The organism is Enterobacter sp. BIDMC 30 (assembly GCF_000534355.1).
GTDB classification, from domain to species: domain Bacteria; phylum Pseudomonadota; class Gammaproteobacteria; order Enterobacterales; family Enterobacteriaceae; genus Enterobacter; species Enterobacter ludwigii.
On record NZ_KI973169.1, the window covers coordinates 3,905,031 to 3,929,061 of the forward strand.

General features: G+C 54.6%; 22 protein-coding genes and 1 other annotated feature. Of the genes, 9 read left to right on the top strand and 13 right to left on the bottom strand.

The annotated features are described in order from the left end of the window. Window positions 1-409: 409 nt before the first annotated feature. The 9 genes from L466_RS04035 to L466_RS03995 all read right to left on the bottom strand — a co-directional run bounded on the left by L466_RS04035 (window position 410) and on the right by L466_RS03995 (window position 9,777). A complete protein-coding gene (locus L466_RS04035; protein WP_020885178.1) occupies window positions 410-1,714 on the bottom strand; it encodes an inosine/guanosine kinase in 1,305 nt (434 codons plus the stop codon). Window positions 1,715-1,777: 63 nt separating this feature from the next. Then, window positions 1,778-2,740 carry a ferrochelatase gene (hemH, locus tag L466_RS04030; RefSeq protein ID WP_014168915.1) on the bottom strand — a complete coding sequence of 321 codons (963 nt, stop codon included), beginning with the start codon at window positions 2,738-2,740 and terminating at the stop codon, window positions 1,778-1,780. Window positions 2,741-2,865: 125 nt separating this feature from the next. Beyond that, complete coding sequence (gene adk, locus L466_RS04025; protein ID WP_006809841.1) at window positions 2,866-3,510, bottom strand: adenylate kinase; 645 nt, start codon at window positions 3,508-3,510, stop codon at window positions 2,866-2,868. Window positions 3,511-3,702: 192 nt separating this feature from the next. Then, the gene (htpG, locus tag L466_RS04020; RefSeq protein ID WP_014168914.1) at window positions 3,703-5,577 is read right to left on the bottom strand and encodes a molecular chaperone HtpG; all 1,875 of its coding nucleotides are present in this window, start codon (window positions 5,575-5,577) and stop codon (window positions 3,703-3,705) included. Window positions 5,578-5,687: 110 nt separating this feature from the next. Further along, the gene (recR, locus tag L466_RS04015; protein ID WP_006809843.1) at window positions 5,688-6,293 is read right to left on the bottom strand and encodes a recombination mediator RecR; all 606 of its coding nucleotides are present in this window, start codon (window positions 6,291-6,293) and stop codon (window positions 5,688-5,690) included. Beyond that, the gene (locus L466_RS04010) at window positions 6,293-6,625 is read right to left on the bottom strand and encodes a YbaB/EbfC family nucleoid-associated protein (RefSeq protein ID WP_010428194.1); all 333 of its coding nucleotides are present in this window, start codon (window positions 6,623-6,625) and stop codon (window positions 6,293-6,295) included. The genes recR and L466_RS04010 overlap by 1 nt, the downstream gene beginning before the upstream one ends. 54 nt (window positions 6,626-6,679) lie before the next feature. Further along, the gene (gene dnaX, locus L466_RS04005) at window positions 6,680-8,608 is read right to left on the bottom strand and encodes a DNA polymerase III subunit gamma/tau (RefSeq protein ID WP_020885181.1); all 1,929 of its coding nucleotides are present in this window, start codon (window positions 8,606-8,608) and stop codon (window positions 6,680-6,682) included. Beyond that, window positions 7,286-7,350, bottom strand: a sequence feature (DnaX frameshifting element). (Overlaps the previous gene by 65 nt.) 88 nt (window positions 8,609-8,696) lie before the next feature. After that, window positions 8,697-9,248, bottom strand: a complete 552-nt coding sequence (gene apt, locus L466_RS04000) for an adenine phosphoribosyltransferase (RefSeq protein ID WP_000127359.1) — start codon at window positions 9,246-9,248, stop codon at window positions 8,697-8,699. Window positions 9,249-9,399: 151 nt separating this feature from the next. After that, the gene (locus tag L466_RS03995; protein WP_020885182.1) at window positions 9,400-9,777 is read right to left on the bottom strand and encodes a DUF454 family protein; all 378 of its coding nucleotides are present in this window, start codon (window positions 9,775-9,777) and stop codon (window positions 9,400-9,402) included. A gap of 50 nt (window positions 9,778-9,827) precedes the next feature. On the opposite strand from L466_RS03995, the gene priC reads away from it, so the two are divergent. Both priC and rsmS read left to right on the top strand, forming a co-directional pair. Further along, window positions 9,828-10,355 carry a primosomal replication protein N'' gene (priC, locus tag L466_RS03990; RefSeq protein ID WP_032681546.1) on the top strand — a complete coding sequence of 176 codons (528 nt, stop codon included), beginning with the start codon at window positions 9,828-9,830 and terminating at the stop codon, window positions 10,353-10,355. 12 nt (window positions 10,356-10,367) lie between these two features. After that, entirely contained in the window at window positions 10,368-10,553 is a 186-nt protein-coding gene (gene rsmS / locus L466_RS03985; RefSeq protein WP_032681547.1) for a pleiotropic regulatory protein RsmS, read from the top strand. A 1-nt stretch (window position 10,554) separates the two neighbouring features. Here the strand turns inward: rsmS and mscK are convergent, their stop codons facing one another. Together mscK and acrR are read right to left on the bottom strand one after the other, a co-directional pair. Continuing rightward, complete coding sequence (mscK, locus tag L466_RS03980) at window positions 10,555-13,902, bottom strand: mechanosensitive channel MscK (RefSeq protein WP_014168907.1); 3,348 nt, start codon at window positions 13,900-13,902, stop codon at window positions 10,555-10,557. Window positions 13,903-14,015: 113 nt separating this feature from the next. Beyond that, the gene (acrR, locus tag L466_RS03975) at window positions 14,016-14,669 is read right to left on the bottom strand and encodes a multidrug efflux transporter transcriptional repressor AcrR (protein WP_014168906.1); all 654 of its coding nucleotides are present in this window, start codon (window positions 14,667-14,669) and stop codon (window positions 14,016-14,018) included. A 141-nt stretch (window positions 14,670-14,810) separates the two neighbouring features. On the opposite strand from acrR, the gene acrA reads away from it, so the two are divergent. The 6 genes from acrA (at window position 14,811) to L466_RS03945 (ending at window position 21,651) form a co-directional block, all read left to right on the top strand. Continuing rightward, window positions 14,811-16,004 (top strand): multidrug efflux RND transporter periplasmic adaptor subunit AcrA, encoded by a 1,194-nt coding sequence (gene acrA, locus L466_RS03970; RefSeq protein ID WP_020885186.1) that lies wholly within the window; start codon window positions 14,811-14,813, stop codon window positions 16,002-16,004. 22 nt (window positions 16,005-16,026) lie between these two features. Further along, entirely contained in the window at window positions 16,027-19,173 is a 3,147-nt protein-coding gene (gene acrB / locus L466_RS03965; protein WP_014168904.1) for a multidrug efflux RND transporter permease subunit AcrB, read from the top strand. A gap of 511 nt (window positions 19,174-19,684) precedes the next feature. Further along, window positions 19,685-20,059, top strand: a complete 375-nt coding sequence (tomB, locus tag L466_RS03960; protein ID WP_020885187.1) for an Hha toxicity modulator TomB — start codon at window positions 19,685-19,687, stop codon at window positions 20,057-20,059. Between the two features lie 27 nt (window positions 20,060-20,086). Then, window positions 20,087-20,305, top strand: a complete 219-nt coding sequence (locus tag L466_RS03955; protein WP_014168902.1) for an HHA domain-containing protein — start codon at window positions 20,087-20,089, stop codon at window positions 20,303-20,305. Window positions 20,306-20,514: 209 nt separating this feature from the next. Beyond that, window positions 20,515-21,066 (top strand): maltose O-acetyltransferase, encoded by a 552-nt coding sequence (maa, locus tag L466_RS03950; protein ID WP_020885188.1) that lies wholly within the window; start codon window positions 20,515-20,517, stop codon window positions 21,064-21,066. Between the two features lie 117 nt (window positions 21,067-21,183). Beyond that, complete coding sequence (locus tag L466_RS03945; protein WP_020885189.1) at window positions 21,184-21,651, top strand: YlaC family protein; 468 nt, start codon at window positions 21,184-21,186, stop codon at window positions 21,649-21,651. Here L466_RS03945 and L466_RS03940 read toward each other — a convergent pair. Next, window positions 21,623-23,083: a MocR-like pyridoxine biosynthesis transcription factor PdxR gene (locus tag L466_RS03940; protein WP_032681548.1), complete on the bottom strand. Its 1,461-nt coding sequence runs from the start codon at window positions 23,081-23,083 to the stop codon at window positions 21,623-21,625. The two genes, L466_RS03945 and L466_RS03940, sit on opposite strands and share 29 nt — an antisense overlap. A 100-nt stretch (window positions 23,084-23,183) precedes the next feature. Between L466_RS03940 and L466_RS03935 the strand changes: the two genes are divergently transcribed. After that, window positions 23,184-23,894 carry a GNAT family N-acetyltransferase gene (locus L466_RS03935; RefSeq protein WP_014168897.1) on the top strand — a complete coding sequence of 237 codons (711 nt, stop codon included), beginning with the start codon at window positions 23,184-23,186 and terminating at the stop codon, window positions 23,892-23,894. On the opposite strand, the gene ykgO is transcribed toward L466_RS03935, so the two are convergent. Next, window positions 23,891-24,031: a type B 50S ribosomal protein L36 gene (gene ykgO, locus L466_RS03930; protein WP_003859006.1), complete on the bottom strand. Its 141-nt coding sequence runs from the start codon at window positions 24,029-24,031 to the stop codon at window positions 23,891-23,893. The two genes, L466_RS03935 and ykgO, sit on opposite strands and share 4 nt — an antisense overlap.

Here is a 24,031-nt window from a genome sequence, read left to right on the forward strand (position 1 = left end):
TCCAGCCGTATGTTGACCTGCTTCACGTAAAAGTGGGGGAACTTTCTTAGGCTGGCTGGAGAATGATTTTGAAGAATGGGTTAAAAAGAAAGATGAATCCCACGCACCTTATAAGGGGGGGAGTGTCCAGGAAAAAGTAACATTGAGTACAGGGATGTACCCTCCCAACATTAGCCTCTTTGCTGTTACACTTCCTCAGTACGCTTATGCATAATCAATGCATAAACGGGATGAGGTGATTTTTGGGTCATTTGTTAGTTGAACCAAAGTTGAACTTTAAAAAAATTAACCTTAACAAAACCAATGTAACATTTTAATTTAAAAGGTTAATTTTTTTGATTTTCCATATCCCCCCACCGGGAGAGGGTACAAACACGAATACGGCAACCGCAAGGTTGCCGTTTTGCCTTTATCGGTCCCAGTAGGCTTCTTCGAGGCTATCTTCCCTCTCCGGCAGACCGCGGGTTAAGCGCGGCGAGTGCTGGTTCAGCACCTGATAACTCACGCGGTTCGCGTACTTACATACCTGCGCCAGCGACGAATAGGTCAGCCAGTTGAATTTGTGCTTGCTGGAATTCGGGACGTTGGTTTTATGGTAGGCATTCGCAGTGATGTCATGCAGCAGCGCCGCCAGTGCGCCATCTCCCGCGCCATTGGTGTTCATGATCTTTTCTGGCCCGCCCATATACGGCGCGATGTGGGAGTAAATACGCAGCGGGTTTTCGCAATCTTTATGGCGAATCGCGCGGCTGAACTCGTACTGGTTAAACTCGGCAATGGCGCCTGGCAGCAGTGGATGCTGCGTTTTGCGTTTGCTCTCTTCTTCCGTGAAGCCTGCCATATACAGCCCTACCGGTCCGGCAGTGCAGAGCACCAGATCGACCCAGTCGAGCGCTTTATCGGAGGCCAGCAGCGGATCGCTCTCGCCGGTCAACGCTTCAGCCTCTTCTTCGTTCATCGCCAGAATCGAGACGTGTTCCTTCAGGAAGGCCTGCCACCACTCGGGGTTGTCGGCTATCACGAATTTGGTACCCAGCGTCAGAACGACCGGCACATTGTATTTCTTCGCGTACTCAATCGCTTTCATGGTGGCTTCCGGCATCGGCTCGCCGGGTTTACAGCGCACCAGATACGACGTCAGCACCAGTGCAGACGCGCCCGCAATCACCGCTTCCGGAATGCTCTCTGCACGCAGCTTATTCATGTGGCCAGGGCTGATGGCAAAGGTACGTTCGCCGGAATCGCTGATCAGCGTGAAGCAGCGGCCAATCGGCCCGTCAACGCCCTGAAGGTAGTTCAGATCGGTGCGGCTGGAGGTATTGCACAGGTAACGGTAGGCGTAGCCACCAATTTCGATGTTGCTGCACATGACGCCCAATAACACAGAGCGGTCGTCGGCAAGCACCGAGTAGTTGTGCATGGTGTTGCCGATAGTGCCACCGGCAAACTGATGGGTGATCAGGTTTTCACGCGTCAGCTCCTGATACAGGGCTTCTGCAACATCGTCCTCAATCACCAGCGAGTGACCGGCGCTCAGACCGTAACGAGCGACAAACGCATCATCCACTTTAGCTTCAATGTCCACCAGCGTCTGATCGATACCGACGACCCATGCGGCGCTGGTTTCATTTTCCGGCTGGATTTGCTGCAGGAGCGGATCGCGGGCATCAACGGGAAAGTAGTGTTTAGATTTGCGTTTACCGGGAAATTTCATGGGTCTGAACTGTGCAAGGATTATGGGCCGGGAATGGTAGCACAAACCCGGCCCATAGTGCGATCAGCGGCTGTTTGTCACCAGTGACACCATCATCTCGATATGCTCAGGCGAGTCGTTAAGGGCCGGAATGTATTCATATTTCGTTCCGCCCGCCTCGAGGAAGAACTCTCTGTTCTGCACGGCAATCTCTTCCAGCGTTTCCAGACAGTCGGCGGAGAAACCGGGTGACATCACCTGAATATGTTTCACGCCCTTCTCACCGAGCATTTTGAGGGTTTCGTCGGTGTAAGGCGTTAACCACGGCTCGCGGCCAAAACGCGACTGGAAGGTCATCATCACTTTCTCTGGCGGCAGGTCGAGGGCTGAGACCAGCTCACGGGTGGTGTCGCGGCAGCGCTGCGGGTAATCATCCCCTTCATTGGCGAAGCGCTGCGGGATCCCGTGATAGGAGAGCAACAGCAGATCCGGCTCGCCATGTTTTTCAAACGACGCGCGCGCGCTACTGGCAAGCGCTTTAATATAGCGTTCGTTATCGGCGTAATCGCGAATAAAGGTCACGCCAGGAATACGGCGGCGGGTCGCCAGAATACGTGCCAGCTCATCCCAGACGGCGGCAACCGTCGAGCAGGAGTACTGCGGATAAAGGGCGAGAACCACAATGTGGTCGACGCCCTGCGCCAGCAGCGAGTCGACCGCGCTTTCCAGTGACGGTTTACCGTAGCTCATGCCCAGCGCGACGGGCATATCCGGCAGGCGGGCGGCCAGCGCTTTTTCCTGCCGACGGCTATACACCATCAGCGGTGAGCCCTCTTCCATCCAGACGGACTGATAAAGCTTTGCTACACGTGGGGCACGAATCGGCAGAATGACGCCACGCAGCAGCGGCCACCACAACAGTCTTGGGGTATCCACGACGCGCGTGTCGCTTAAAAATTGTCGCAGGTAGCGTTTTACCGCTTCTGATGTCGGTGCATCTGGTGTACCCAGATTGGCAAGCAGGATGCCGGTTTTCGCCTGACTCATTCACGCCTCTTAACCATTTGAATGGTTTTCAATTGTAGCGGAAAAGCGTTTAAACGAAACCCATTGCTGCAATAGGTAAGATGAGAATTTTTCTCACCCGGAGAGCCCGGGTGAGAGAGGTGCAATTAGCCGAGGATTTTTTCCAGCTCTGCACGAACGTCAGCAACGGCTTTGGTGCCGTCAACTTTCGCGTATTTGGTGTTACCCGCCTGCGCTTCTTTGGTGTAATAACCGATCAGCGGAGCGGTCATCTGATGGTATTCCACCAGACGTTTACGCACGGTCTCTTCCTGATCGTCTTTACGGGTGGTCAGCTCTTCACCGGTAACGTCATCTTTACCTTCAACCTTAGGCGGGTTGAATTTGATGTGGTAAACGCGGCCAGATGCAGCGTGTACGCGACGACCAACAATACGGTCAACGATCAGCTCGTCCGGCACGTCGAACTCGAGCACGTAGTCCACGTTAATGCCCGCTTCTTTCATGGCATCAGCCTGAGGAATGGTGCGTGGGAAGCCGTCCAGCAGGAAACCGTTACGGCAGTCTTCCTGAGCAATGCGCTCTTTGACCAGAGCGATAACCAGCTCGTCGGTCACCAGCTTGCCTGCGTCCATGATGTCTTTCGCTTGTTTACCCAGCTCGGAGCCAGATTTAACAGCGGCGCGCAGCATATCACCGGTGGAGATTTGCGGAATACCGTATTTCTCCATGATGAACTGAGCCTGAGTTCCTTTACCCGCGCCCGGAGCGCCAAGCAGAATAATACGCATTGCGAAAATCCCCTCAAAAGTCGATTCAATTTTTCAAAAGCGCTAAACAATACCACCAGAACGGATATGGCTCAAGGAAGGCAGGCGGGCTGAAACGGTTAATGAAGGGAGATTAACGGGAAGGAGCGGTCTGGTGCCCTCCCCCGGTCCTCTCCCACAGGAGAGGGAGAAGACCAGGGGGAGGCGGGTCAATTACGCCAGCAGCAGCGCATTCACACGTTTAATGAACAGGTTAGGATCTTCCAGCGTGCCGCGCTCGGCCAGCAGAGACTGATCCAGCAGAAGCTCAACCCACTCGGCGAAGCGTGCTTCGTCCTGCGTATCCGCCGCGCGTTTCACCAGCGGATGATCCGGGTTCAGCTCGAAGATATACTTCACTTCTGGCATCGCCTGGCCCGCCGCGGCGAACAGTTTCGCCATCTGGGTGCTCATTTCATCCGCATCCGTGGTGACAATGGCCGGGGTATCAGTCAGACGGTGAGTGAAACGCACCTCTTTCACGCGATCGCCCAGCAGCGTTTTCACGCGCTCAACGAAAGGCTCCAGCGCCTTCTCCGCTTCTTTCGCGCTTTCGTCCACTTCATCGGCCAGTTTATCGATCGACTCATCGGCTTTGGCGACGGACTGGAACGCCTTACCGTCGAACTCGGTCAGGTAGTTCATCATCCACTCGTCGATGCGGTCAGACAGCAGCAGTACTTCGATGCCTTTCTTACGCAGCAGCTCGAGGTGTGGGCTGCTCTTCGCCGCGGCGTAGCTGTCGGCGGTGATGTAGTAGATCTTCTCCTGCCCTTCTTTCATGCGGGAGACGTACTCTTCCAGCGACACGGTCTGCGCAGAGGAGTCGGTGTGAGTGGAAGCGAAACGCAGCAGTTTAGCAATGGCTTCTACGTTGGATGTATCTTCCGCAGGGCCCTCTTTCAGCACCAGACCGAACTGTTTCCAGAAGGTCTGGTATTTTTCTGCATCGTCTTTCGCCAGTTTTTCCAGCATCTGCAGCGCACGTTTGGTCAGTGCATTACGCAGGTTACGGGTGACGGTGCTGTCCTGCAGAATTTCACGGGAGACGTTCAGCGGCAGATCGTTGGAGTCAATCAGGCCACGCACAAAGCGCAGGTAGTTCGGCATGAACTGCTCGGCGTCATCCATGATAAACACGCGCTGGACGTACAGCTTCAGACCGTGCTTGTGATCGCGGTTCCACATATCCCACGGCGCCTGAGACGGGATATACAGCAGGCTGGTGTACTCCTGCTTACCTTCCACACGGTTGTGGCTCCAGGTGAGCGGATCGGTAAAGTCGTGGGCGATGTGTTTGTAGAATTCGTTGTATTCGTCGTCTTTAATTTCAGACTTATTGCGCGTCCACAGCGCCTGCGCCTTGTTGATTTTCTCCCAGGACACCACGGTTTCACCGTCTTTCTCTTCCTGTTTTTCAATCTCAACCGGCAGGGCAATATGGTCGGAGTATTTGCTGATGATGGAGCGCACGCGCCAGTCATTCAGGAAATCATCTTCGCCTTCACGCAGGTGAAGGGTGATTTCGGTACCGCGGTCCGCTTTGGTGATGTCATCAACGGTGTATTCGCCTTCGCCTTTAGATTCCCAGAAGACGCCGTGATCCGCACTGTCGCCTGCTGCGCGGGTACGTACGGTGACTTTGTCCGCAACGATGAACGCCGAGTAGAAGCCCACACCGAACTGGCCGATCAGCTGGCTGTCTTTCGCCTGATCGGAGCCCATTGATTCGAGGAACGCTTTGGTACCGGATTTAGCAATGGTCCCGAGATGGTCGATGACCTCGTCGCGGTTCATACCAATGCCGTTATCGGCGATAGTCAGGGTACGGTTCTCTTTATCGAAAGAGACGCGCACGCGCAGCTCTCCGTCGCCTTCGTACAGATCCGGGTTAGACAGGGCGCGGAAGCGCAGCTTGTCCGCCGCATCGGAGGCGTTGGAAATCAGCTCACGCAGGAAGATTTCTTTGTTGGAATACAGGGAATGGATCATCAGGTGCAGAAGCTGTTTTACTTCTGACTGGAAACCACGGGTTTCTTGTCCTTTCATCTATGTCGACCTCAACAATGCCATTTAATGGGGTTTTAAAACGTTGAGGGAGAGATGGGGATACGAGGGGAGAATTTCAAGCGGAGGCCGCGATTGCAGCCTCCGTTTGGTCAGAAAATAATCTTGTGACGTCCAGCCAGAGAGTGGGACAGCGTGGTGCCGTCCACCATCTCCAGCTCACCGCCCACTGGCACGCCGTGAGCGATGCGGCTGGCGTCAACGCCATACTGTGCGCACAATTCGGCGATGTAGTTGGCCGTAGCTTCCCCTTCCACCGTTGGGTTGGTGGCGAGGATCACCTCTTTGATCGTTTCGGACTCAAGACGCTGTTCAAGGCGATCGAGACCGATATCGTCCGGGCCAATACCGTCCAGCGGGGAGAGATGCCCCATCAGCACAAAATAGCGGCCAGAAAACTGCCCGGTCTGTTCGATGGCGTAGATGTCCGCCGGACTCTCCACCACGCAAATCTGACCATTTTCCTGACGACGCGGATTAGTGCAGATGTTACACACGTCCTGCTCGGTAAAGGTACGGCAATCCGCACAGTGACCAATTTCTGACATGGCACGGGTCAAAGCCTGCGCCAGGCGCATCCCGCCGCTGCGGTCGCGCTGCAATAGCGTAAACGCCATGCGCTGCGCCGACTTCGGGCCGACACCCGGCAGACAGCGCAGTGCTTCCATTAACTGCGTGAGCAGCGGACTGGTTTGCATCAGAATGGCATCTTGAAGCCAGGCGGCAGTTGCATACCGCTGGAAACAGAGGCCATTTTCTCTTTCTGAGTTTCATCGATACGGCGCGCAGCATCGTTAAACGCGGCTGCAACCAGATCTTCCAGCATGTCTTTGTCGTCTTCGAGCAGGCTTGGGTCGATTTCAACGCGACGGCAGTTATGCGCACCGTTGATGGTCACCTTGACCAGACCGGCACCGGATTCACCCGTGACTTCCAGCTGAGCGATCTCTTCCTGCATCTTCTGCATTTTTTCCTGCATCTGCTGAGCCTGCTTCATCAGGCCACCCAGACCGCCTTTTCCACCAAACATAGGCTTCTCTCTTCTTTCACGTTTAAGGATTACAACCGTAAGTCAGACTCACGATCAAATGGGGCGAATACTCTCTTCATCCAGATCGGCGTCGAAGAACCGGCGCAGAGTCTGGATATTGTTATCCGCGATAATCGACTCGCGCGCCTGCGCGAGCTTCTCTTCATAAATCGCCTGACGCCATTCCAGTGGCGTTCGCACCGCCGGATTATCATCTTCAATGATAGTCAATTCAACCGGTGCACCGTGTAATGCGGTGAGCGCCTCGGCCAGCGCTTTTTGCGCGCCAGGGGAATTCAGGTGCCGCTGACCCGGTCGCAGGTGTAAACGTACCTGATGACCGTCCTGCTCTTTCCAGGCATTCAGCGCGACCTGCTCAACCAGCTTCGGCAACTGCAGTTTACTGACCTCTGCGGCCCACGCGTCACGCTCAATAGACTCTTCGGCAAGTTTCGCGGAAAGCTCAGGTGTTTTTTCATGCTCCAGCGCCTTTTTTAGCGCTTTCGGTGTGGCAACTTCTTCTTTCACCTCTTCAACGAGGGTCGTTGCCTTCCAGCGGTAAGCCTCTTCTTTCACCGGGGCTTTTTGCTCGAGCGCGGACGGTGCAGGGCGCGACTGAACGCGCTCCGTAACCGAAGCCAGTCGTTCAAGCGCGGCGTTGTTCACCGGCCGCGCTCTTCCTGGCGCTGCCGGTTCACTCTTTTTTGGTTTGGTTGCTCCCTGAGCACGTTGCAACTGGCTTCGTGCGGCAAGCACCGAACTGGTGGCCTCCGGCAGCGGTACGTTCTGCTGCGGGGGAGCCGTCGGCTGCGGTGGCACCTGCTGAGGCGACATCACCGCAGTGGGGGCGACCGGAGCAAAAGACTGTCGGGGCACTTCCGGCTCCGGCAGAGGCATGCGCGGATGGAACGCCAGCGCACGCAGCAGGGTCATTTCAACGCCCATCCGGGGATCCGGTGCAAACGGCAGCTCTTTGCGGCCAATCAGCAACGTCTGGTAATAAAGCTGCACGTCAGCCGGTGGGACGGTGCGCGCAAGTTCACGCATCCGGTGTTCAATAACCGCCATATCGGCTCCGATGGCTGACGGAGAAAGCTGCAGCATCGCCACGCGGTGCAGCAGACTTAGCATCTCAACCAGCAGCGCTTCCCATTCAATGCCCCGGGCAGCCGCGGCGTTCACCAGCGACATGACGCGTTCACCGTTGGCGGCAATCATCGCTTCGATGAGAGAGAGCGCCTGATCGTCATCCAGCGTGCCGAGCATGGTGCTGACCGCGTCGGTCGAGAGTTTACCGTCACCGCTGGCAATCGCCTGGTCGGTGAGACTTAAGGCATCACGAAGGCTGCCGTCTGCTGCGCGGGCCAGCAGCTGCAGGGCGCGCGGTTCGTGGACAATCTTCTCTTCATCAAGAATATGTTCAAGCTGAGCGCGAATCTGCTCGACGTCCAGCGCCTTCAGATGGAACTGCAGGCAGCGCGACAAAATAGTGACCGGCAGCTTTTGCGGATCGGTGGTCGCCAGCAGGAATTTCACATGCGCGGGCGGCTCTTCCAGCGTTTTCAGCAGGGCGTTGAAACTGTGGCGTGACAGCATGTGCACTTCATCGATCAGGTAGACCTTGAAGCGGCCACGCGCCGGCGCGTACTGCACGTTGTCGAGCAGATCGCGGGTATCTTCCACTTTCGTGCGCGAGGCGGCGTCGATCTCAATCAGATCGACAAAGCGCCCCTGCTCAATTTCACGGCAGTTGTCACACACGCCGCACGGCGTGGCGGTGATCCCGGTTTCGCAGTTCAGACCTTTTGCCAGCAAACGGGCAATAGAGGTCTTACCGACGCCGCGGGTGCCGGAGAAAAGATAAGCGTGATGGATGCGACCTAGCGACAAGCCGTTCGCCAGGGCCGTCAGCACATGCTCCTGACCGACAACGTCAGCAAAGGTTTGTGGTCGCCATTTACGGGCTAACACCTGATAACTCATGGGCAGGCTCTGCAACGCTGGAAGGTGAATTTATGGAGGGGAATGCTATCACAACCTCACCCATTGAGCGAGGTTGTGAAAACCGGGATTAATGACCCGGGAAAGGCACCAGGCTGTAGCTGGTAATGCCCTGTTTTTCCAGGCGCTGTTCGCCACCCAGGTCAAACAGGTTAATAATGAATGCCGCATCGGTCACTTCACCACCCAGACGACGGATCAGCTTCACGGTCGCTTCAATCGTGCCGCCGGTCGCCAGCAGATCGTCAACCACCAGCACTTTATCGCCAGGCTTGATCGCATCAACGTGGATTTCCAGCTGATCGGTGCCGTACTCCAGTTCGTAGCTCTCTGCGATGGTTTCACGCGGCAGTTTGCGCGGTTTACGCACCGGCACAAAGCCAACACCCATTGCCAGCGCGACCGGCGCGCCAAACAGGAATCCACGGGCTTCGGTACCCACTACTTTGGTGATCCCGGCGTTTTTATAACGCTCGACCAGCAGTTCAATGCTGAGCGCGTACGCTTTCGGGTCTTCCAGCAAGCTGGTGACATCACGGAAAAGAATGCCAGGCTTTGGATAGTCCTGGATACTTTTGATGCTGTTTTTCAGATATTCAAGCTGCTGTGCAGTTGCGGTCATCGGTTTGTGCCTAAATGAAACAGTGTTACTCACAGCGCGCAACGAGTCGGCCAGGGTAACAATTGTTTAACCTTTGACCAGGCGCAGCTGTGCTCGAAAACGGTCGAATTTACTGGCTGCGCGCAATAATTGCAACAGCCATTATAAGGCTTCAGTGCTTTTGTTGCTTTTCATCAACCACGGGGATCCGCCACATAAAGAAAAGCAGACAGGCGAGGATCGTCAGCAACAGAATGCGCACCCACATCATTTTCACCAGCCATAATGAAATGGCAAAGGTAATCAGGATCACCGCGATCGCACGCGGCTTCGCACCGGGCGGCATTGCCCGATGTTTTTGCCAGTGGCGCAAATAGCCGCCAAACCAGGAGCGGTACAGCAGCCAGTGGTGAAAGCGCGGCGATGAACGGGCGAAGCACCAGGCTGCCAGCAGGATAAAAGGTGTGGTGGGCAATAAGGGCAAAACCACGCCCAGCGTGCCTAACACTACCGCGAGCCAGCCAATGATGATTAAAATAGTACGCTGCATAATGCGAATCGTTATCAAACTGAACGGCTACTTTACCACTGGAGAGCGTATTGAAAACAGCCCTGCTTCTGGAGACGCTGCAAAATCAGCTGTCCACCCTGCGCGCGCAGGCTACGCCGTTAATGGGGCATGCTACGCTGAAGCCGCGCTTTGACCGGCAGCTTTTTCGTACCCGCAGCACGCGCATCCAGGATTATGTTGATGAGGCGCAGATGAATCTTGATGAGTTGCGCCACGCGGTTGAGAACAATCAACAGCAACAGGTCGCCTGGCTTGCGGAACATCTCACCGAGCAGATCACCGCCCTGCACCGTGAAATGACCGCCTGGCCGCTACGCGTCTGGGACAGCGCGTCGCCGGGTCTCGGTAAATGGCAGCGCAAGCGGCTGGAGAACCAGGAGTTTGCGCGCCGTCTGTTTGAGATGAAGCAGGAGCGGGAAACGCGCCTGAACGCAAGCGAGACGCTGGAAGAGCAGCAGTTATTAATGCGAGAGATTAGCGCCCTCGAGGGCCGCATCGTTCGTTGCCGTCAGGCGCTGGATGAAATCGAACGCGTCATTGAACGTCTGACCCGTTAACAGGAGCCGTAAATGTCACTGGAAAATGCACCCGATGAGGTCAAACTGGCCGTCGATTTGATTATGCTGCTGGAGAATCATGACATCCCTGCTCAGACGGTGCTGAAAGCCCTTGAGATAGTGAAGACGGATTTTGAAGGCAAGGCGAAGGCCAGTCGCCTTCACCCTGACCCTCTCCCACCGGGAGAGGGAACCTGAATTACGCCGGGGTAGGATCGTCACCCTGAATCTCGCGCTTCACTTCCGTATGCTCATCACCTTTCTCGTTACGCAGGTGAACTTCAAGCTGGTTGAAGGCGATGTTAATGTTGTTTTCACGGCACAGACGATCGATAGTGCGGTTCAGCTCATCCACGGTGTAGCTGCGATCGCGCAGCTCACGCACGTATAACCGCAGCTCGTGATCCAGCGTGCTCGGCCCAAAGGTGGTGAAGAACACATCTGGGGCGGGCTCGTGCATCACCTTAGGATGCGATTTCGCGGCTTTTAACAACACCTCTTTCACTTTATCCAGATCGGAGCCGTAGGCTACGCCCAGTCGAATGACGACGCGCGTTGTGGTGTCGGAGAGCGACCAGTTGATCAGTCGCTCGGTGACGAACGCTTTGTTCGGGATGATCACCTCTTTGCGATCGAAGTCGGTGATGGTGGTGGCACGAATACGGATCTTGCTGACCGTTCCCGAGAAGGTGCCGATGGTGACGGTATCACCGATACGCACCGGACGTTCGAACAGGATGATCAGGCCGGAAACAAAGTTACCGAAGATCTCCTGCAAGCCAAAACCGAGACCGACAGAGAGCGCGGCCGCCAGCCACTGAAGCTTATCCCACGAGACGCCAAGCGATCCAAAGACCGTCATCGCCCCGACAATAATAATGACGTAGTTGAGGATGGTGGTAATGGCATACGACGCCCCCTGACGCAGGTTCAGACGCGACAGCACCAGCACTTCAAGCAGGCCTGGCAGGTTTCGAATCAACGCCCAGGCTACCACTGACGACACCAGGGCAAAGAGCAGGCTGCCCATGGTCACGCTTTTCATTACCGCGGCGCCCGCTTCGGTGCCGTTGTATTGCCAGAGGGTGATACTGTCGAGGTAGGCGAAGACGGTGATTAAATCAGACCAGATCGCCCAGAACATCACCGCAAACAGCGCGATCATCACCAGCATGGTGATACGCAGTGTCTGCTGGTTAACCTGCTCCAGCGCAATGGTTGGCTCTTCCTGTGGCTCCGCGCCTTCGGCCCCCTCTTTTACCTGATGCTGGCGACGCGCGATGGCACGACGATAAGCGATGCGGCGAGCCGCCACGCTCAGGCCGCGCAGTACGGTCTGATAGAGCAGGTTCCAGACGATCACCAGATAGACGGTTTCAATCCAGCGTCCGGACAGGCGCAACGTGGTATAGAAGTACCCCGTCGCCGTGAGCACCATCAGTGCCAGCGGAATAATCGCCAGTACCGTCACGGTGGCCAGACGAATGTTGTGAGACTCTTTATCCCGCCAGCTGTCGCGGCACATCGGCCACATCAGGATGGCAATGAGCAGCAGGTTCAGCAAAATAACCAGCTGGCCCATGACATCGTCCATCAGGTGCAGCGGAGACAGCTCAGCGACAACGGACCAGAAGTGCAGCGGCAACAGCGCCAGGCTGACGCGCACAATCTGACGACGCCAGTGGCTGGTCAGTTGCGCAGGCATGTTGAAATGACGCACCGCAACGCCGTCTTTTTCCAGCACTTTCCAGCACACACCAAACACCAGCCAGAACAGGGCCAGTTTTTTACTGAACGCCCACAGCAGGTCGCTGATGTTGAGCTGCATCGTCAGCAGGATAAGCCCCACCGCCAGAATAATCAGGCAGACCGGCAGCGCGCGGATCAGATCGATCAGAATCGCTTTTGGCGTGTGCAGCTGACTGTCGTTACGCAGTTGCCCCACTTCAGACGCCAGCTTATCCTGGTATTTCTTCAGCCAGCCCAGACGCCAGCGGATCAGGCCGGCAATCAGCAGCAGCGGGAGCCCCGCCAGAAAGGCAATCATCACCGCAGGCCAGGCTTTCTCCCAGTTTACGGTGATTTTCATGCTCTTAATCTGCGCCTTCAGCGTTTCAGGGAAGGATTTGATCCAGTCCCAGTCCATCGGCTTGTTGCTGTTAACCCAGAAAATCTGCTGGGTCAGGATCTCCTGCAGACTTTTCGACACGCTCACCAGCTGTTGCTGGTTGATCTGCAGGTTAATCGCCATCATCAGCTGGTTGCCGAGCTGTTTGTTGAGCTGGTCGAGCAGCTCGCGGCGCATATCCACAACCTGCAGCAGGGCGTCGTGAACTTCCGGGTTCACTTCACTGGAATGGCCCTCTTCCAATTTGGCGACAAACGTATCGCTCTGGAAAAGGGCGTCGCGCTGCTGGTTCACATCGAATTGTTCCAGACGCAAATCCGCAATGCGGTTGGTCATGTCCTCGAGCTCATCGGCGGACGGCAGCGTCTGCTGTTGCTGGTAGAGAATACGCGACAGCAGCAGGCTGCCTTTCAGAACCGCAATCTGCTCTTTAATGTTGCGTTCAGCCTGCAGCGCGCGGTCCAGCCAGTTTTTCACTCTGATATTTTGCTGAACCAGCGAGTTTCCGCTTTCTGTTGCCAGTATCAGGCGCTGGCTCAGCTGATGGTTAGCCTCGAGTTCCTGTTTCACCAGCGGGTTCGCCTGAATGCGGGCAGTTTCGTCCGGTGATACGGCTTCCTGAGCCGTTTTCTCCGTCAGCGTAAGGCGCTTACTGTTAACCGCCTCCTGCAACAGCTGAAGCTGATGTTCCAGACGATTAATGTTCGCCGTTACGTAGTCGCGCTGCTTCTGGAGCGTATCCTGCAGCACCGTATTCCCTTCCAGGCTTTTACGCTGCTGTTCGATTTGCGCATTCAGTAAGGCCTGCTGCACCAGCAGCAGCGTTTGCTGCGTTGGGCGCAGGGTGCCTTCGCCAACCGACGTACCGTTCAGACGGTTGCGGATCTGCTGCAGCTGCTGAGAGGCGGCGTACATCGCATTTTGCACGCGCTCGGGCTGGGTTTGCAGGGAGACAAGCTGGCTGTTGTACGTACCGAGATCGGACTGCGCCGTTTGCAGATCGTCGAGCAGCTGTGCGACGCGCGATTCCAGCTGACGCAATGACAGGGTCGCGAGCGTTTTACGGGTTTCGTCGTCATTATCCACATCGCTCAGGGCATTCAGCGATTCCGTGGCCTTACGCATGTTTTCAGGCGCCTGCGCCACTTTCTGCCGAAGCTGTGTGGTTTCCGCTTTAACACGCTCAATTTTATCAAGCGTTTCCAGCGTCTCCGTCAGATCCTGCTGAACGAGCTTATCCAGAGCAGAGAGGTCTTTTTGTTTATTCAGGGTGTCGAGTTGCGACTGAACATCACTGCGTGAAGGGATGTCATTGTTGTTATCGGCGCGGGCCCAGGAAAGCGGTGCCGTTGCGAAGAAAAACAGCGTCGCCAATAAAAATACAAGAACAGGATGTTGCGAGCGATTGGTGTGCAGCATAGTTGTGAATGATGTCAGAAGATGACCGAAAATAGTCCGGCGTGCAGGATATCACGCTCGCCTGAAGCAGAATAGCGCGAACGTGAGCCTCTAAGAGAAATCCTGGAATCGTGTCAGGCTGTTAGCGAGCCTGACTTGCCATGCAGCGTCGGGGAGAGCTGGCACATCTCCAGGAAAATAGCGACATAGCTGCGGGCTTCGTTCTTCAGGTCAAAGGAGTCCGGGGCGAAAAGCCAATTTTCCATCAGGCCGGAAATATAACTGCGCATCAGGACTGCCGCCCGTCGGGTCATTAACGTCGCCGGCAGCTGGTTCGCCTGCATGCACTGGGTGAGGACCTGTTCAATGCGATCGTAGCTTTCCAGACACAGGCTGCGCTGCGCCTGCTGGACGACCGCCATCTCTCCGACCAACTCGCATTTATGGTAGATGATTTCCATCATTAACCTACGACGTTCTTCAACTACCGTTGCTTCAAGGATATATACTAATATTTCTCTTAATACTGAGAGTGGATCCTCGGGGAATTTTGCCCGATACTCAGTCTCAAGATCGCTAATGCTGGACTCTGAGAGTTGCCAGATTTCACTGAACAGATCTGTCTTGTCTTTAAAATGCCAGTAAATCGCTCCCCGCGTGACGCCCGCGGCCTGAGCAATCTGCGCCAGCGAGGTTGACGAAACACCCTGCTGAGAAAACAAACGCATAGCCACATCCAGAATGTGTTGTCGGGTTTCAAGCGCTTGTTGTTTGGTTTTTCGTGCCATACGTTAGTGAATTTACAGGAGTCAGATTTACATACATTTGTGAATGTATGTACCATAGCATGACGATAATATAAACGCAGCAATGGGTTTTTGGATTCAGGACCATTGATCAATTTGAAATCGGACACTCGAGGTTTACATATGAACAAAAACAGAGGGTTAACGCCTCTGGCGGTCGTTCTGATGCTCTCAGGCAGCTTAGCGCTAACAGGATGTGACGACAAACAGGCTCAACAAGGAGCTCAGCAGGTGCCAGAAGTTGGCGTGGTGACGCTCAAGTCCGAACCTCTCCAGATAACGACAGAATTACCGGGCCGTACCAGCGCATACCGCATCGCAGAAGTGCGTCCTCAGGTGAGTGGTATCATCCTGAAACGTAACTTCACCGAGGGTGGTGAAGTGAAAGCTGGCGAGTCTCTGTATCAGATTGATCCGGCAACCTACCAGGCCTCCTATGAGAGCGCGAAAGGCGATCTGGCGAAAGCAGAAGCTGCAGCCAAAATCTCCCAACTGACGCTGAACCGTTACAAAAAACTGCTCGGTACCAAGTACATCAGTCAACAGGATTATGACACTGCCCTGTCTGATGCACAGCAGACCAACGCCGCCGTGATTGCCGCGAAAGCTGCAGTGGAAACAGCGCGTATCAACCTCGCCTATACCAAAGTGACCTCCCCAATCAGCGGTCGCATCGGTAAATCTTCCGTCACGGAAGGGGCGCTGGTGCAGAACGGTCAGACCAACGCGTTGGCCACCGTGCAGCAGCTTGATCCGATTTACGTTGACGTGACCCAGTCCAGCAACGATTTCCTGCGCCTGAAACAAGAGCTGGCAAACGGCACGCTGAAGCAGGAAAACGGTAAAGCCAAAGTGGAGCTCGTGACCAATGACGGTATCAAGTTCCCGCAGGCAGGCACACTGGAATTCTCCGATGTGACGGTCGACCAAACTACCGGTTCCATCACCTTACGTGCGATTTTCCCGAACCCGGATAAGACACTCTTACCTGGTATGTTCGTTCGCGCGCGTCTGGAAGAAGGCACCAACCCAACCGCACTTCTGGTGCCTCAGCAGGGTGTCACCCGTACGCCACGTGGCGACGCGAGTGCACTGGTTGTCGGGGCTGATGACAAAGTCGAAACGCGCAACATCACTGCCACGCAGGCGATTGGCGATAAATGGCTGGTGACGGAAGGTCTGAAAGATGGCGATCGCGTGATTATTACTGGTTTGCAAAAAGTTCGTCCTGGCGCGCAGGTCAAAGCACAGGAAGTGAAATCTGACGATAAACAACAAGCTTCGGCCGCTGGCCAGTCAGAACAAACCAAGTCTTAACTTAAACAGGAGCCGTTAAGACATGCCTAATTTCTTTATCGATCGCCCCATATTTGCATGGGTGATCGCCATAATCATCATGCTGGCTGGGGGACTTGCGATCCTGAAGCTGCCTGTCGCGCAATATCCAACGATTGCGCCACCGGCGGTAACAATTTCCGCAACCTACCCCGGGGCTGATGCAAAAACGGTGCAGGACACCGTGACACAGGTTATCGAACAGAACATGAACGGTATCGATAACCTGATGTACATGTCCTCAAACAGTGACTCAACCGGTACGGTACAGATCACCCTGACCTTCCAGTCAGGTACTGATGCTGACATCGCGCAGGTTCAGGTCCAGAACAAACTGCAGCTCGCCATGCCGTTGCTGCCACAAGAAGTACAACAGCAGGGTGTGAGCGTCGAGAAATCGTCCAGTAGCTTCCTGATGGTTGTTGGCGTTATCAACACCAACGGCACCATGACGCAGGAAGATATTTCCGACTACGTGGGCGCCAACATGAAGGACGCCATCAGCCGTACGTCTGGCGTGGGTGACGTTCAGCTGTTCGGTTCTCAGTACGCGATGCGTATCTGGATGGATCCGAACAAACTGAACAACTTCCAGCTGACGCCGGTGGACGTGATCAACGCCATCAAAGCGCAGAACGCCCAGGTTGCCGCCGGTCAGTTAGGCGGTACCCCGCCGGTGAAAGGCCAGCAGCTTAACGCCTCGATCATCGCACAGACCCGTCTGACCTCCGCCGATGAGTTCAGCAAAATTCTGCTGAAGGTGAATCAGGACGGTTCGCAGGTTCGTCTGCGCGACGTGGCGAAAGTGGAACTGGGTGGCGAAAACTACGACATCATTGCGAAGTTTAACGGCAAGCCGGCTTCCGGTCTCGGGATCAAACTGGCGACAGGTGCTAACGCCCTGGACACCGCAACGGCTATCCGTGCGGAACTGAAGAAGATGGAGCCGTTCTTCCCGTCCGGCCTGAAGATCGTTTATCCGTATGACACCACGCCGTTCGTCAAAATCTCGATTCACGAAGTGGTTAAAACCCTGGCAGAAGCGATCATCCTGGTATTCCTGGTCATGTATCTGTTCCTGCAAAACTTCCGCGCGACGCTGATCCCAACCATCGCCGTACCGGTCGTATTGCTCGGGACCTTCGCCATACTGGCCATCTTTGGCTACTCGATAAACACCCTGACGATGTTCGGGATGGTGCTCGCCATCGGCTTGCTTGTGGATGACGCCATCGTGGTGGTAGAAAACGTCGAGCGTGTCATGGCGGAAGAAGGTCTACCGCCGAAGGAAGCAACCCGTAAATCCATGGGCCAGATCCAGGGCGCGCTGGTCGGTATCGCGATGGTACTGTCTGCGGTATTTATCCCGATGGCCTTCTTCGGCGGCTCAACCGGTGCAATTTACCGTCAGTTCTCCATCACCATTGTCTCGGCGATGGCGCTGTCGGTACTGGTTGCATTGATCCTGACGCCTGCACTGTGTGCCACCATGCTGAAACCTGTTCAGAAAGGCGGTCACGGCGAGCATAAAGGGTTCTTCGGCTGGTTTAACCGCATGTTTGATAAGAGCACGCATCACTACACCGATAGCGTGGGTAACATCCTGCGCAGCACCGGTCGTTACCTGCTGCTCTATATCATCATCGTGGTGGGTATGGCCTATCTGTTCGTTCGTCTGCCAAGCTCGTTCCTGCCAGATGAAGACCAGGGCGTGTTCCTGACGATGGCACAGCTGCCGGCGGGTGCCTCGCAAGAACGTACCCAGAAGGTGCTGGATGAAGTGACGGATTACTACCTCACCAAAGAGAAAGCCAACGTTGAATCCGTGTTTGCGGTTAACGGCTTTGGCTTTGCGGGTCGTGGTCAGAACACCGGTATTGCCTTCGTTTCTCTGAAAGACTGGTCAGAACGTCCGGGCGAAGAGAACAAAGTTGAGGCGATTACTGGCCGTGCAATGGGCACGTTCTCACAGATTAAAGATGCGATGGTCTTCGCCTTTAACCTGCCAGCGATTGTTGAACTGGGGACAGCGACAGGTTTCGACTTCCAGCTGATTGACCAGGGCGGTCTGGGTCATGAAAAACTGACGCAGGCACGTAACCAGTTGTTCGGTGAAGTGGCGAAACACCCTGACCTTCTGGTCGGCGTGCGTCCTAACGGTCTGGAAGATACGCCTCAGTACAAAATCGACATCGATCAGGAGAAAGCACAGGCACTGGGCGTTTCCATCAGTGACATCAATACCACGCTGGGCGCGGCCTGGGGCGGTAGCTACGTTAACGACTTCATCGACCGTGGTCGTGTGAAAAAAGTGTACGTGATGTCAGAAGCGCAATACCGTATGTTACCGAACGATATCAACAACTGGTACGTTCGCGGCAACAACGGTCAGATGGTGCCGTTCTCATCCTTCTCTACGTCGCATTGGGAATACGGTTCGCCGCGTCTGGAACGTTATAACGGGCTGCCATCCATGGAGATCCTGGGTCAGGCCGCACCAGGCCGAAGCACCGGTGAAGCCATGAACCTGATGGAAGAGCTGGCAGGTAAACTGCCTGCGGGTATCGGCTATGACTGGACCGGTATGTCCTACCAGGAACGTCTGTCCGGTAACCAGGCCCCTGCCCTGTACGCCATTTCACTGATTGTGGTCTTCCTGTGTCTGGCGGCACTGTATGAGAGCTGGTCGATTCCGTTCTCCGTTATGCTGGTGGTGCCACTGGGGGTTATCGGTGCGCTGCTTGCGGCAACGTTCCGTGGATTAACCAACGACGTGTACTTCCAGGTGGGCCTGCTGACAACCATTGGCTTGTCGGCGAAGAACGCGATACTTATCGTTGAATTCGCCAAAGATCTGATGGAGAAAGAAGGTAAAGGCCTGATTGAGGCGACCCTTGACGCGGTGCGTATGCGTCTGCGCCCAATCCTGATGACATCGCTGGCATTTATCCTCGGGGTAATGCCGCTGGTTATCAGTACCGGTGCGGGTTCCGGTGCACAGAACGCCGTCGGTACAGGCGTTATGGGGGGTATGGTTACCGCAACCGTACTTGCTATCTTCTTCGTTCCGGTATTCTTCGTGGTGGTTCGCCGCCGCTTTAGCCGCAAGAATGAAGATATTGAGCACAGTCATTCGGTAGAACCGCACTGATACCGGTTTCACATGATAAAAAGGCCGCATTAGCGGCCTTTTTCTTTTTCAGAAAAAAATCATAAAATAGGCTTATTGTGCTTCTATTTATTTCCTGCCGCCTAAAATGACATATCATAATTAAGTGATAACGTAATCGGTGAATTCAGGATTTTTTTAATTTCATTTCCCTGCTTAAGTGATTAGGAATATTCCTAACCATATCTTCAGACAAAGAGAACTCCGGATTTGGACATCTTAGGATTGTTTACGCTAAGCCAATGAAACGTAAGGGAGCGAAAAAAGTTCCGCGTTAATCTGGATAAAAATGTTTAGTTCTGAAGGCACATTTGCGTAAAGGCTCGCAGTCAGTGCTTTTATTTGTAATTTTTCGTAATAGCGCGGTGAAATCTTGATCAGAGTGGATTATAGTTAGAGTTATCAGGAACACAGCACCCGTGCGGCTAAGTATGTTGTATCCATCCCGACATGATGTTCGGTGAGTAAGAAATCACTCAGAAGGGGATGCGCTATGGACGAGTACTCGCCAAAAAGGCATGATATCGCGCAGTTGAAATTTCTCTGCGAATCCTTGTACCATGACTGCCTTGCCAATCTTGATGAAAGTAACCATGGCTGGGTAAACGACCCAACGTCTGCCATCAATTTACAGTTAAACGAGTTGATCGAGCATATTGCAACCTTCGCACTTAATTATAAAATTAAGTACAATGAAGATAATAAGCTGATTGAGCAAATTGATGAATACCTGGATGACACCTTTATGTTGTTCAGCAGCTACGGCATTAATGCGCAAGATTTGCAGAAATGGCGTAAATCGGGCAACCGACTATTTCGTTGCTTCATCAACGTGAGCAGAGCTAACCCCGTTAGTCTTTCCTGTTAAAATTATTACAATTAGTAAGGTAAATTTATGTCTGAAAAACCACTCACAAAAATCGATTATTTGATGCGTTTGCGACGCTGTCAGTCAATAGACACGCTTGAACGTGTAATTGAAAAGAATAAATACGAGCTTTCTGATAATGAACTGGCGGTATTTTATTCAGCGGCTGACCACCGTCTTGCTGAACTGACCATGAATAAGCTGTATGACAAAATCCCAACGTCCGTGTGGAGATTTGTCCGTTAATCTTTGAAGTGTGTCTGTAGAGGTTCTACGCCACTTTCTCAGCTGTATTCAACTTTCTGGCTATACCCTCCTGCCCCAGTGCAGGTCTCCGTGTAAAACGTGCTCATCCGCAATATTATTGTGATTATAGTCACAGTGATTTTCCGGGAACGTTCCCTTGTTATCCTGTTCCGATTACCCTACGGTAAAGACGACCAGTGAGGTTCCCAATGAGCATAGAAAAGCAGAAGATGATTGCAGGTGAACATTACCGCCCTGGTGATGAAACATTACGGGCCGACCGATTACGCGCCCGACACCTGGTTCACCGTTATAACCACACTGCACCTGATGAGAAACTCGAACGCCAGAACATTCTGGCGGAACTCCTCGGGCAAAGCGAAGGGGCCTATATTGAGCCGAGCTTCCGCTGTGACTATGGATATAACATTTATCTGGGCAAAGAATTTTACGCCAATTTCGATTGCGTGATGCTGGATGTCTGCCCGATACATATTGGCGACAACTGCATGCTCGCGCCAGGGGTGCATATTTACACGGCAACCCATCCGCTGGACGCCGACGCGCGTAATAGCGGCGTGGAGTTTGGCAAGCCGGTGACCATCGGCAACAACGTCTGGATTGGCGGACGTGCGGTTATTAACCCGGGCGTTACGCTGGGTGATAATGTGGTGGTGGCCTCCGGCGCTATCGTAACGAAAGACGTCCCGGCGAATGTCGTCGTCGGCGGCAATCCGGCAACAATCATTAAACGGCTGTAAAGTGACGGGGAGTCAACTGTTATGGTCTTTTAGCGCCTGACTGTTACTTTTTTCAGCCAAATGGCTCCCCTAAAATTGGCAGACATCCTGTATTGTCAATTCTCATAAAGGCAAAAAATGACCGAGATACAGCGCCTGCTTACTGCCACCATCGACGATCTTAATCACCGCGAAAAGCGCGACAATCGCCCGCGCTTTAGCATCAGCTTTATTCGCAAACACCCTGGACTGTTTGTCGCAATGTATGCCGCCTGGCTGGCGACACTGATTGTGATGCTGAAGTCCGAAACTCTGGTGGACTCCGTCTGGCTGCTTGTCATTCTGTTTGTGGTATTTAACGCCTTTTTCTTTTTTGACGTTAATCCCCGCTACCGCTACGAAGATATCGACGTCCTTGATTTCCGGGTTTGCTATAACGGTGAATGGTATAACACGCGTTACGTGCCGCCGGAGCTGATCGAAAGCATCATGCACTCCCCCGCGGTTGAAACAGTGCAAAAAGAGAAGCTGCAGAAGATGGTATCCACCAAAGGTCAGCTCTCTTTTTATGATGTCTTTACCCTTTCCCGTCCTGCTGCTGTGTGATTAAAGCCTGTATGCGTCGGATACCCGACACAAACTGAGAAGCAGAGGTATTGCCGTAACCTAACACCAGACCGGTTTGCCCCTGCTTCGGCTCCAGGTAATACCCGCTCAGTGCAGCGGGTGCCAGCTGAAACGCCCTCGCCTGCTCAACCACTTTTTGGTCGTCGATGCCGTCTATTGCCAGCGTCAGATGCATCCCCCCTTCACCCGCCAGAATGCGATGCGGAATATGAAGCTCAGCACTCAGCACCTCACGCAGCTGCCGGTAGCGCTTACGGTAGAGCCGGCGCATGGCGGCAAGGTGGCGGGCATAATGTCCTTCCTCAATAAACAGCGCCAGGGTTCGCTGTTCGGCGCGATGCCCGCCACGCAGCAGCGCGCCAATGGCCGGACGGGCCGCTTTTGCCAGCGCCGGGGGTAACACCATGAACCCCATTCTCAGCGACGGAAAGAGGGTTTTGCTGAAGGTACCGAGATAGACAACCGGCGCATTGTTGACCATTCCCAGCATTGCAGGCACGGGCTCACCGGAATAACGAAACTCGCTGTCGTAATCATCTTCAATAATCCAGGCGTTATGCTGCCGGGCCAGATCCAGCAGCGCCAGGCGTCGCCGCGCACTGAGCACGCTTCCGTACGGAAACTGGTGCGAAGGTGAGGTGAAAATAAGCGCAGGGGACGGCGTATCCAGCCCTTCCCAGAACATGCCTTCGTCATCAACCGGCATCCCCGTCATGACTAAGCCCGCTTTGGCAAAGGCGCTTTTAGCCCCACCATAGCCAGGATCTTCCACCCACGCGACGCTGCCGGGTTCGCTCAGCAGCATCGTGCAAAGGTTTACCCCCTCAAGCGCACCTTCGGTCATTACTATCTGACTGGCATCGCAGTCAATGCCGCGCGAAAGGGCAAGGTGGCGAGCAATGGCCGCCCGCAGCGACGGCTCTCCGGCAGGATCGCCATACCCTAACAGCGCGCTGCCCTCTTCGCGCAGAACCCGGTCGTACAAGCGCCGCCACAGCGGCAGGGGAAAGTAGTTGATGGCCGGTGTTCCCGGCGTAAATGCCGGAACCGGGATATCACGCGGCACCGGCGCAGGCAGCGAGGCGACCCGGCTGCCGAGCGCGACGGCAGAGTCCGGCAATGCCTGAACGAGCGTACGCTGCGCCAGCTGCGCCACCCGCGTCCCCTGGCGGTTACGCAGCAGATACCCTTCGAGCGTCAGCTGTTCCAGCGCCGCATTGACGGTATTCCGTGAAAGCGAGAGCTGCTGAGCCAACAGTCGCGAACCGGGAAGCCGGCTCCCGGCGTGTAGCCGGCCGCACAGTATCGCCTCACGCAATGCATGATACAGCGCGCGCTGTAGCGTCTCTTCCCCCCGCGCTTTCAACGCGGCATTCAGCAAAGTATAAAATTCATCGCCCGGTATGTTCATTTCGCCTCCCGTGGTACCACCAAAACATAGCTGAGTGGCACTTTTTAAGGAACCAGTAATTCACTAGTCTGGCGTTCTTATCAACGTCACGGACAGTAAAATGAAAACATTCAATGAGTTTGGACAGCCAGTAGGCGAAGCACTTATCGACTGGCAACCCCGCCAGCACCCTTCACGTGTGGTGCTTCAGGGCCACTATTGTCGCCTTGAGCCGCTGCGGGTGGAGCACGCTGAGGCGTTGTTCAGCGCGTATTCTCTGGCCGAAGATACCCGCAGCTGGACGTGGCTGCTGCGTGAGCCGGATGCCAGCGCAGAGGCGTTTGCAGGATGGGTAGAAAGCGTGCGTGACTTATCCGATCCGATTCACTTTAGCGTTATCGACAACCAGACCCAGTCTCCGGTCGGCACGCTGGCTCTGATGCGGATCGATCCAACCAACGGCGTCGTGGAGGTGGGACATGTTCATTTCTCCCCGCTGCTCAGCCGCACGCCGATGTCGACGGAAGCGCAATATCTGCTGATGCGATACGTGTTCGACACCCTTGGGTATCGTCGATACGAGTGGAAGTGCAACAGCCTGAATGCGCCTTCGCGCAAGGCGGCACTGCGTCTTGGCTTTCAGTTTGAGGGGCGTTTTCGTCAGGCACTGGTCACGAAAGGTCATAACCGGGATACCGACTGGTTTTCGATTCTCGACAAAGAGTGGCCGGCGCTGGCGAGTGCCTTTGAAGGCTGGCTTGCCACCGACAATTTTACTGCCGATGGCAACCAAAAAAGATCCCTGGAAAGCTGGCGCGAAGCACGCGTCTAGCGTCTTTTCTTACGTCCCTGAACCGCCTTAAAGCGCGGATTGGATTTGCAAATCACGTATAAGCGTCCCTTGCGTTTGACTATCTGGCAATCCGGGTGACGCTGTTTTGCACTGCGCAATGAGTTAAGTACCTGCAT

Bases quoted from the DNA above. Each gene is read 5' to 3' on its own strand.
- ykgO (WP_003859006.1), bottom strand. From the start codon at position 24,031: ATGCAGGTACTTAACTCATTGCGCAGTGCAAAACAGCGTCACCCGGAT.
- L466_RS03935 (WP_014168897.1), top strand. From the start codon at position 23,184: ATGAAAACATTCAATGAGTTTGGACAGCCAGTAGGCGAAGCACTTATC.
- maa (WP_020885188.1), top strand. From the start codon at position 20,515: ATGAGCATAGAAAAGCAGAAGATGATTGCAGGTGAACATTACCGCCCT.
- acrB (WP_014168904.1), top strand. From the start codon at position 16,027: ATGCCTAATTTCTTTATCGATCGCCCCATATTTGCATGGGTGATCGCC.
- acrA (WP_020885186.1), top strand. From the start codon at position 14,811: ATGAACAAAAACAGAGGGTTAACGCCTCTGGCGGTCGTTCTGATGCTC.
- htpG (WP_014168914.1), bottom strand. From the start codon at position 5,577: ATGAAAGGACAAGAAACCCGTGGTTTCCAGTCAGAAGTAAAACAGCTT.
- L466_RS04035 (WP_020885178.1), bottom strand. From the start codon at position 1,714: ATGAAATTTCCCGGTAAACGCAAATCTAAACACTACTTTCCCGTTGAT.
- acrR (WP_014168906.1), bottom strand. From the start codon at position 14,669: ATGGCACGAAAAACCAAACAACAAGCGCTTGAAACCCGACAACACATT.
- L466_RS03955 (WP_014168902.1), top strand. From the start codon at position 20,087: ATGTCTGAAAAACCACTCACAAAAATCGATTATTTGATGCGTTTGCGA.
- apt (WP_000127359.1), bottom strand. From the start codon at position 9,248: ATGACCGCAACTGCACAGCAGCTTGAATATCTGAAAAACAGCATCAAA.
- L466_RS03945 (WP_020885189.1), top strand. From the start codon at position 21,184: ATGACCGAGATACAGCGCCTGCTTACTGCCACCATCGACGATCTTAAT.
- rsmS (WP_032681547.1), top strand. From the start codon at position 10,368: ATGTCACTGGAAAATGCACCCGATGAGGTCAAACTGGCCGTCGATTTG.
- L466_RS03940 (WP_032681548.1), bottom strand. From the start codon at position 23,083: ATGAACATACCGGGCGATGAATTTTATACTTTGCTGAATGCCGCGTTG.
- mscK (WP_014168907.1), bottom strand. From the start codon at position 13,902: ATGCTGCACACCAATCGCTCGCAACATCCTGTTCTTGTATTTTTATTG.
- L466_RS04010 (WP_010428194.1), bottom strand. From the start codon at position 6,625: ATGTTTGGTGGAAAAGGCGGTCTGGGTGGCCTGATGAAGCAGGCTCAG.
- tomB (WP_020885187.1), top strand. From the start codon at position 19,685: ATGGACGAGTACTCGCCAAAAAGGCATGATATCGCGCAGTTGAAATTT.
- dnaX (WP_020885181.1), bottom strand. From the start codon at position 8,608: ATGAGTTATCAGGTGTTAGCCCGTAAATGGCGACCACAAACCTTTGCT.
- recR (WP_006809843.1), bottom strand. From the start codon at position 6,293: ATGCAAACCAGTCCGCTGCTCACGCAGTTAATGGAAGCACTGCGCTGT.
- adk (WP_006809841.1), bottom strand. From the start codon at position 3,510: ATGCGTATTATTCTGCTTGGCGCTCCGGGCGCGGGTAAAGGAACTCAG.
- L466_RS03995 (WP_020885182.1), bottom strand. From the start codon at position 9,777: ATGCAGCGTACTATTTTAATCATCATTGGCTGGCTCGCGGTAGTGTTA.
- hemH (WP_014168915.1), bottom strand. From the start codon at position 2,740: ATGAGTCAGGCGAAAACCGGCATCCTGCTTGCCAATCTGGGTACACCA.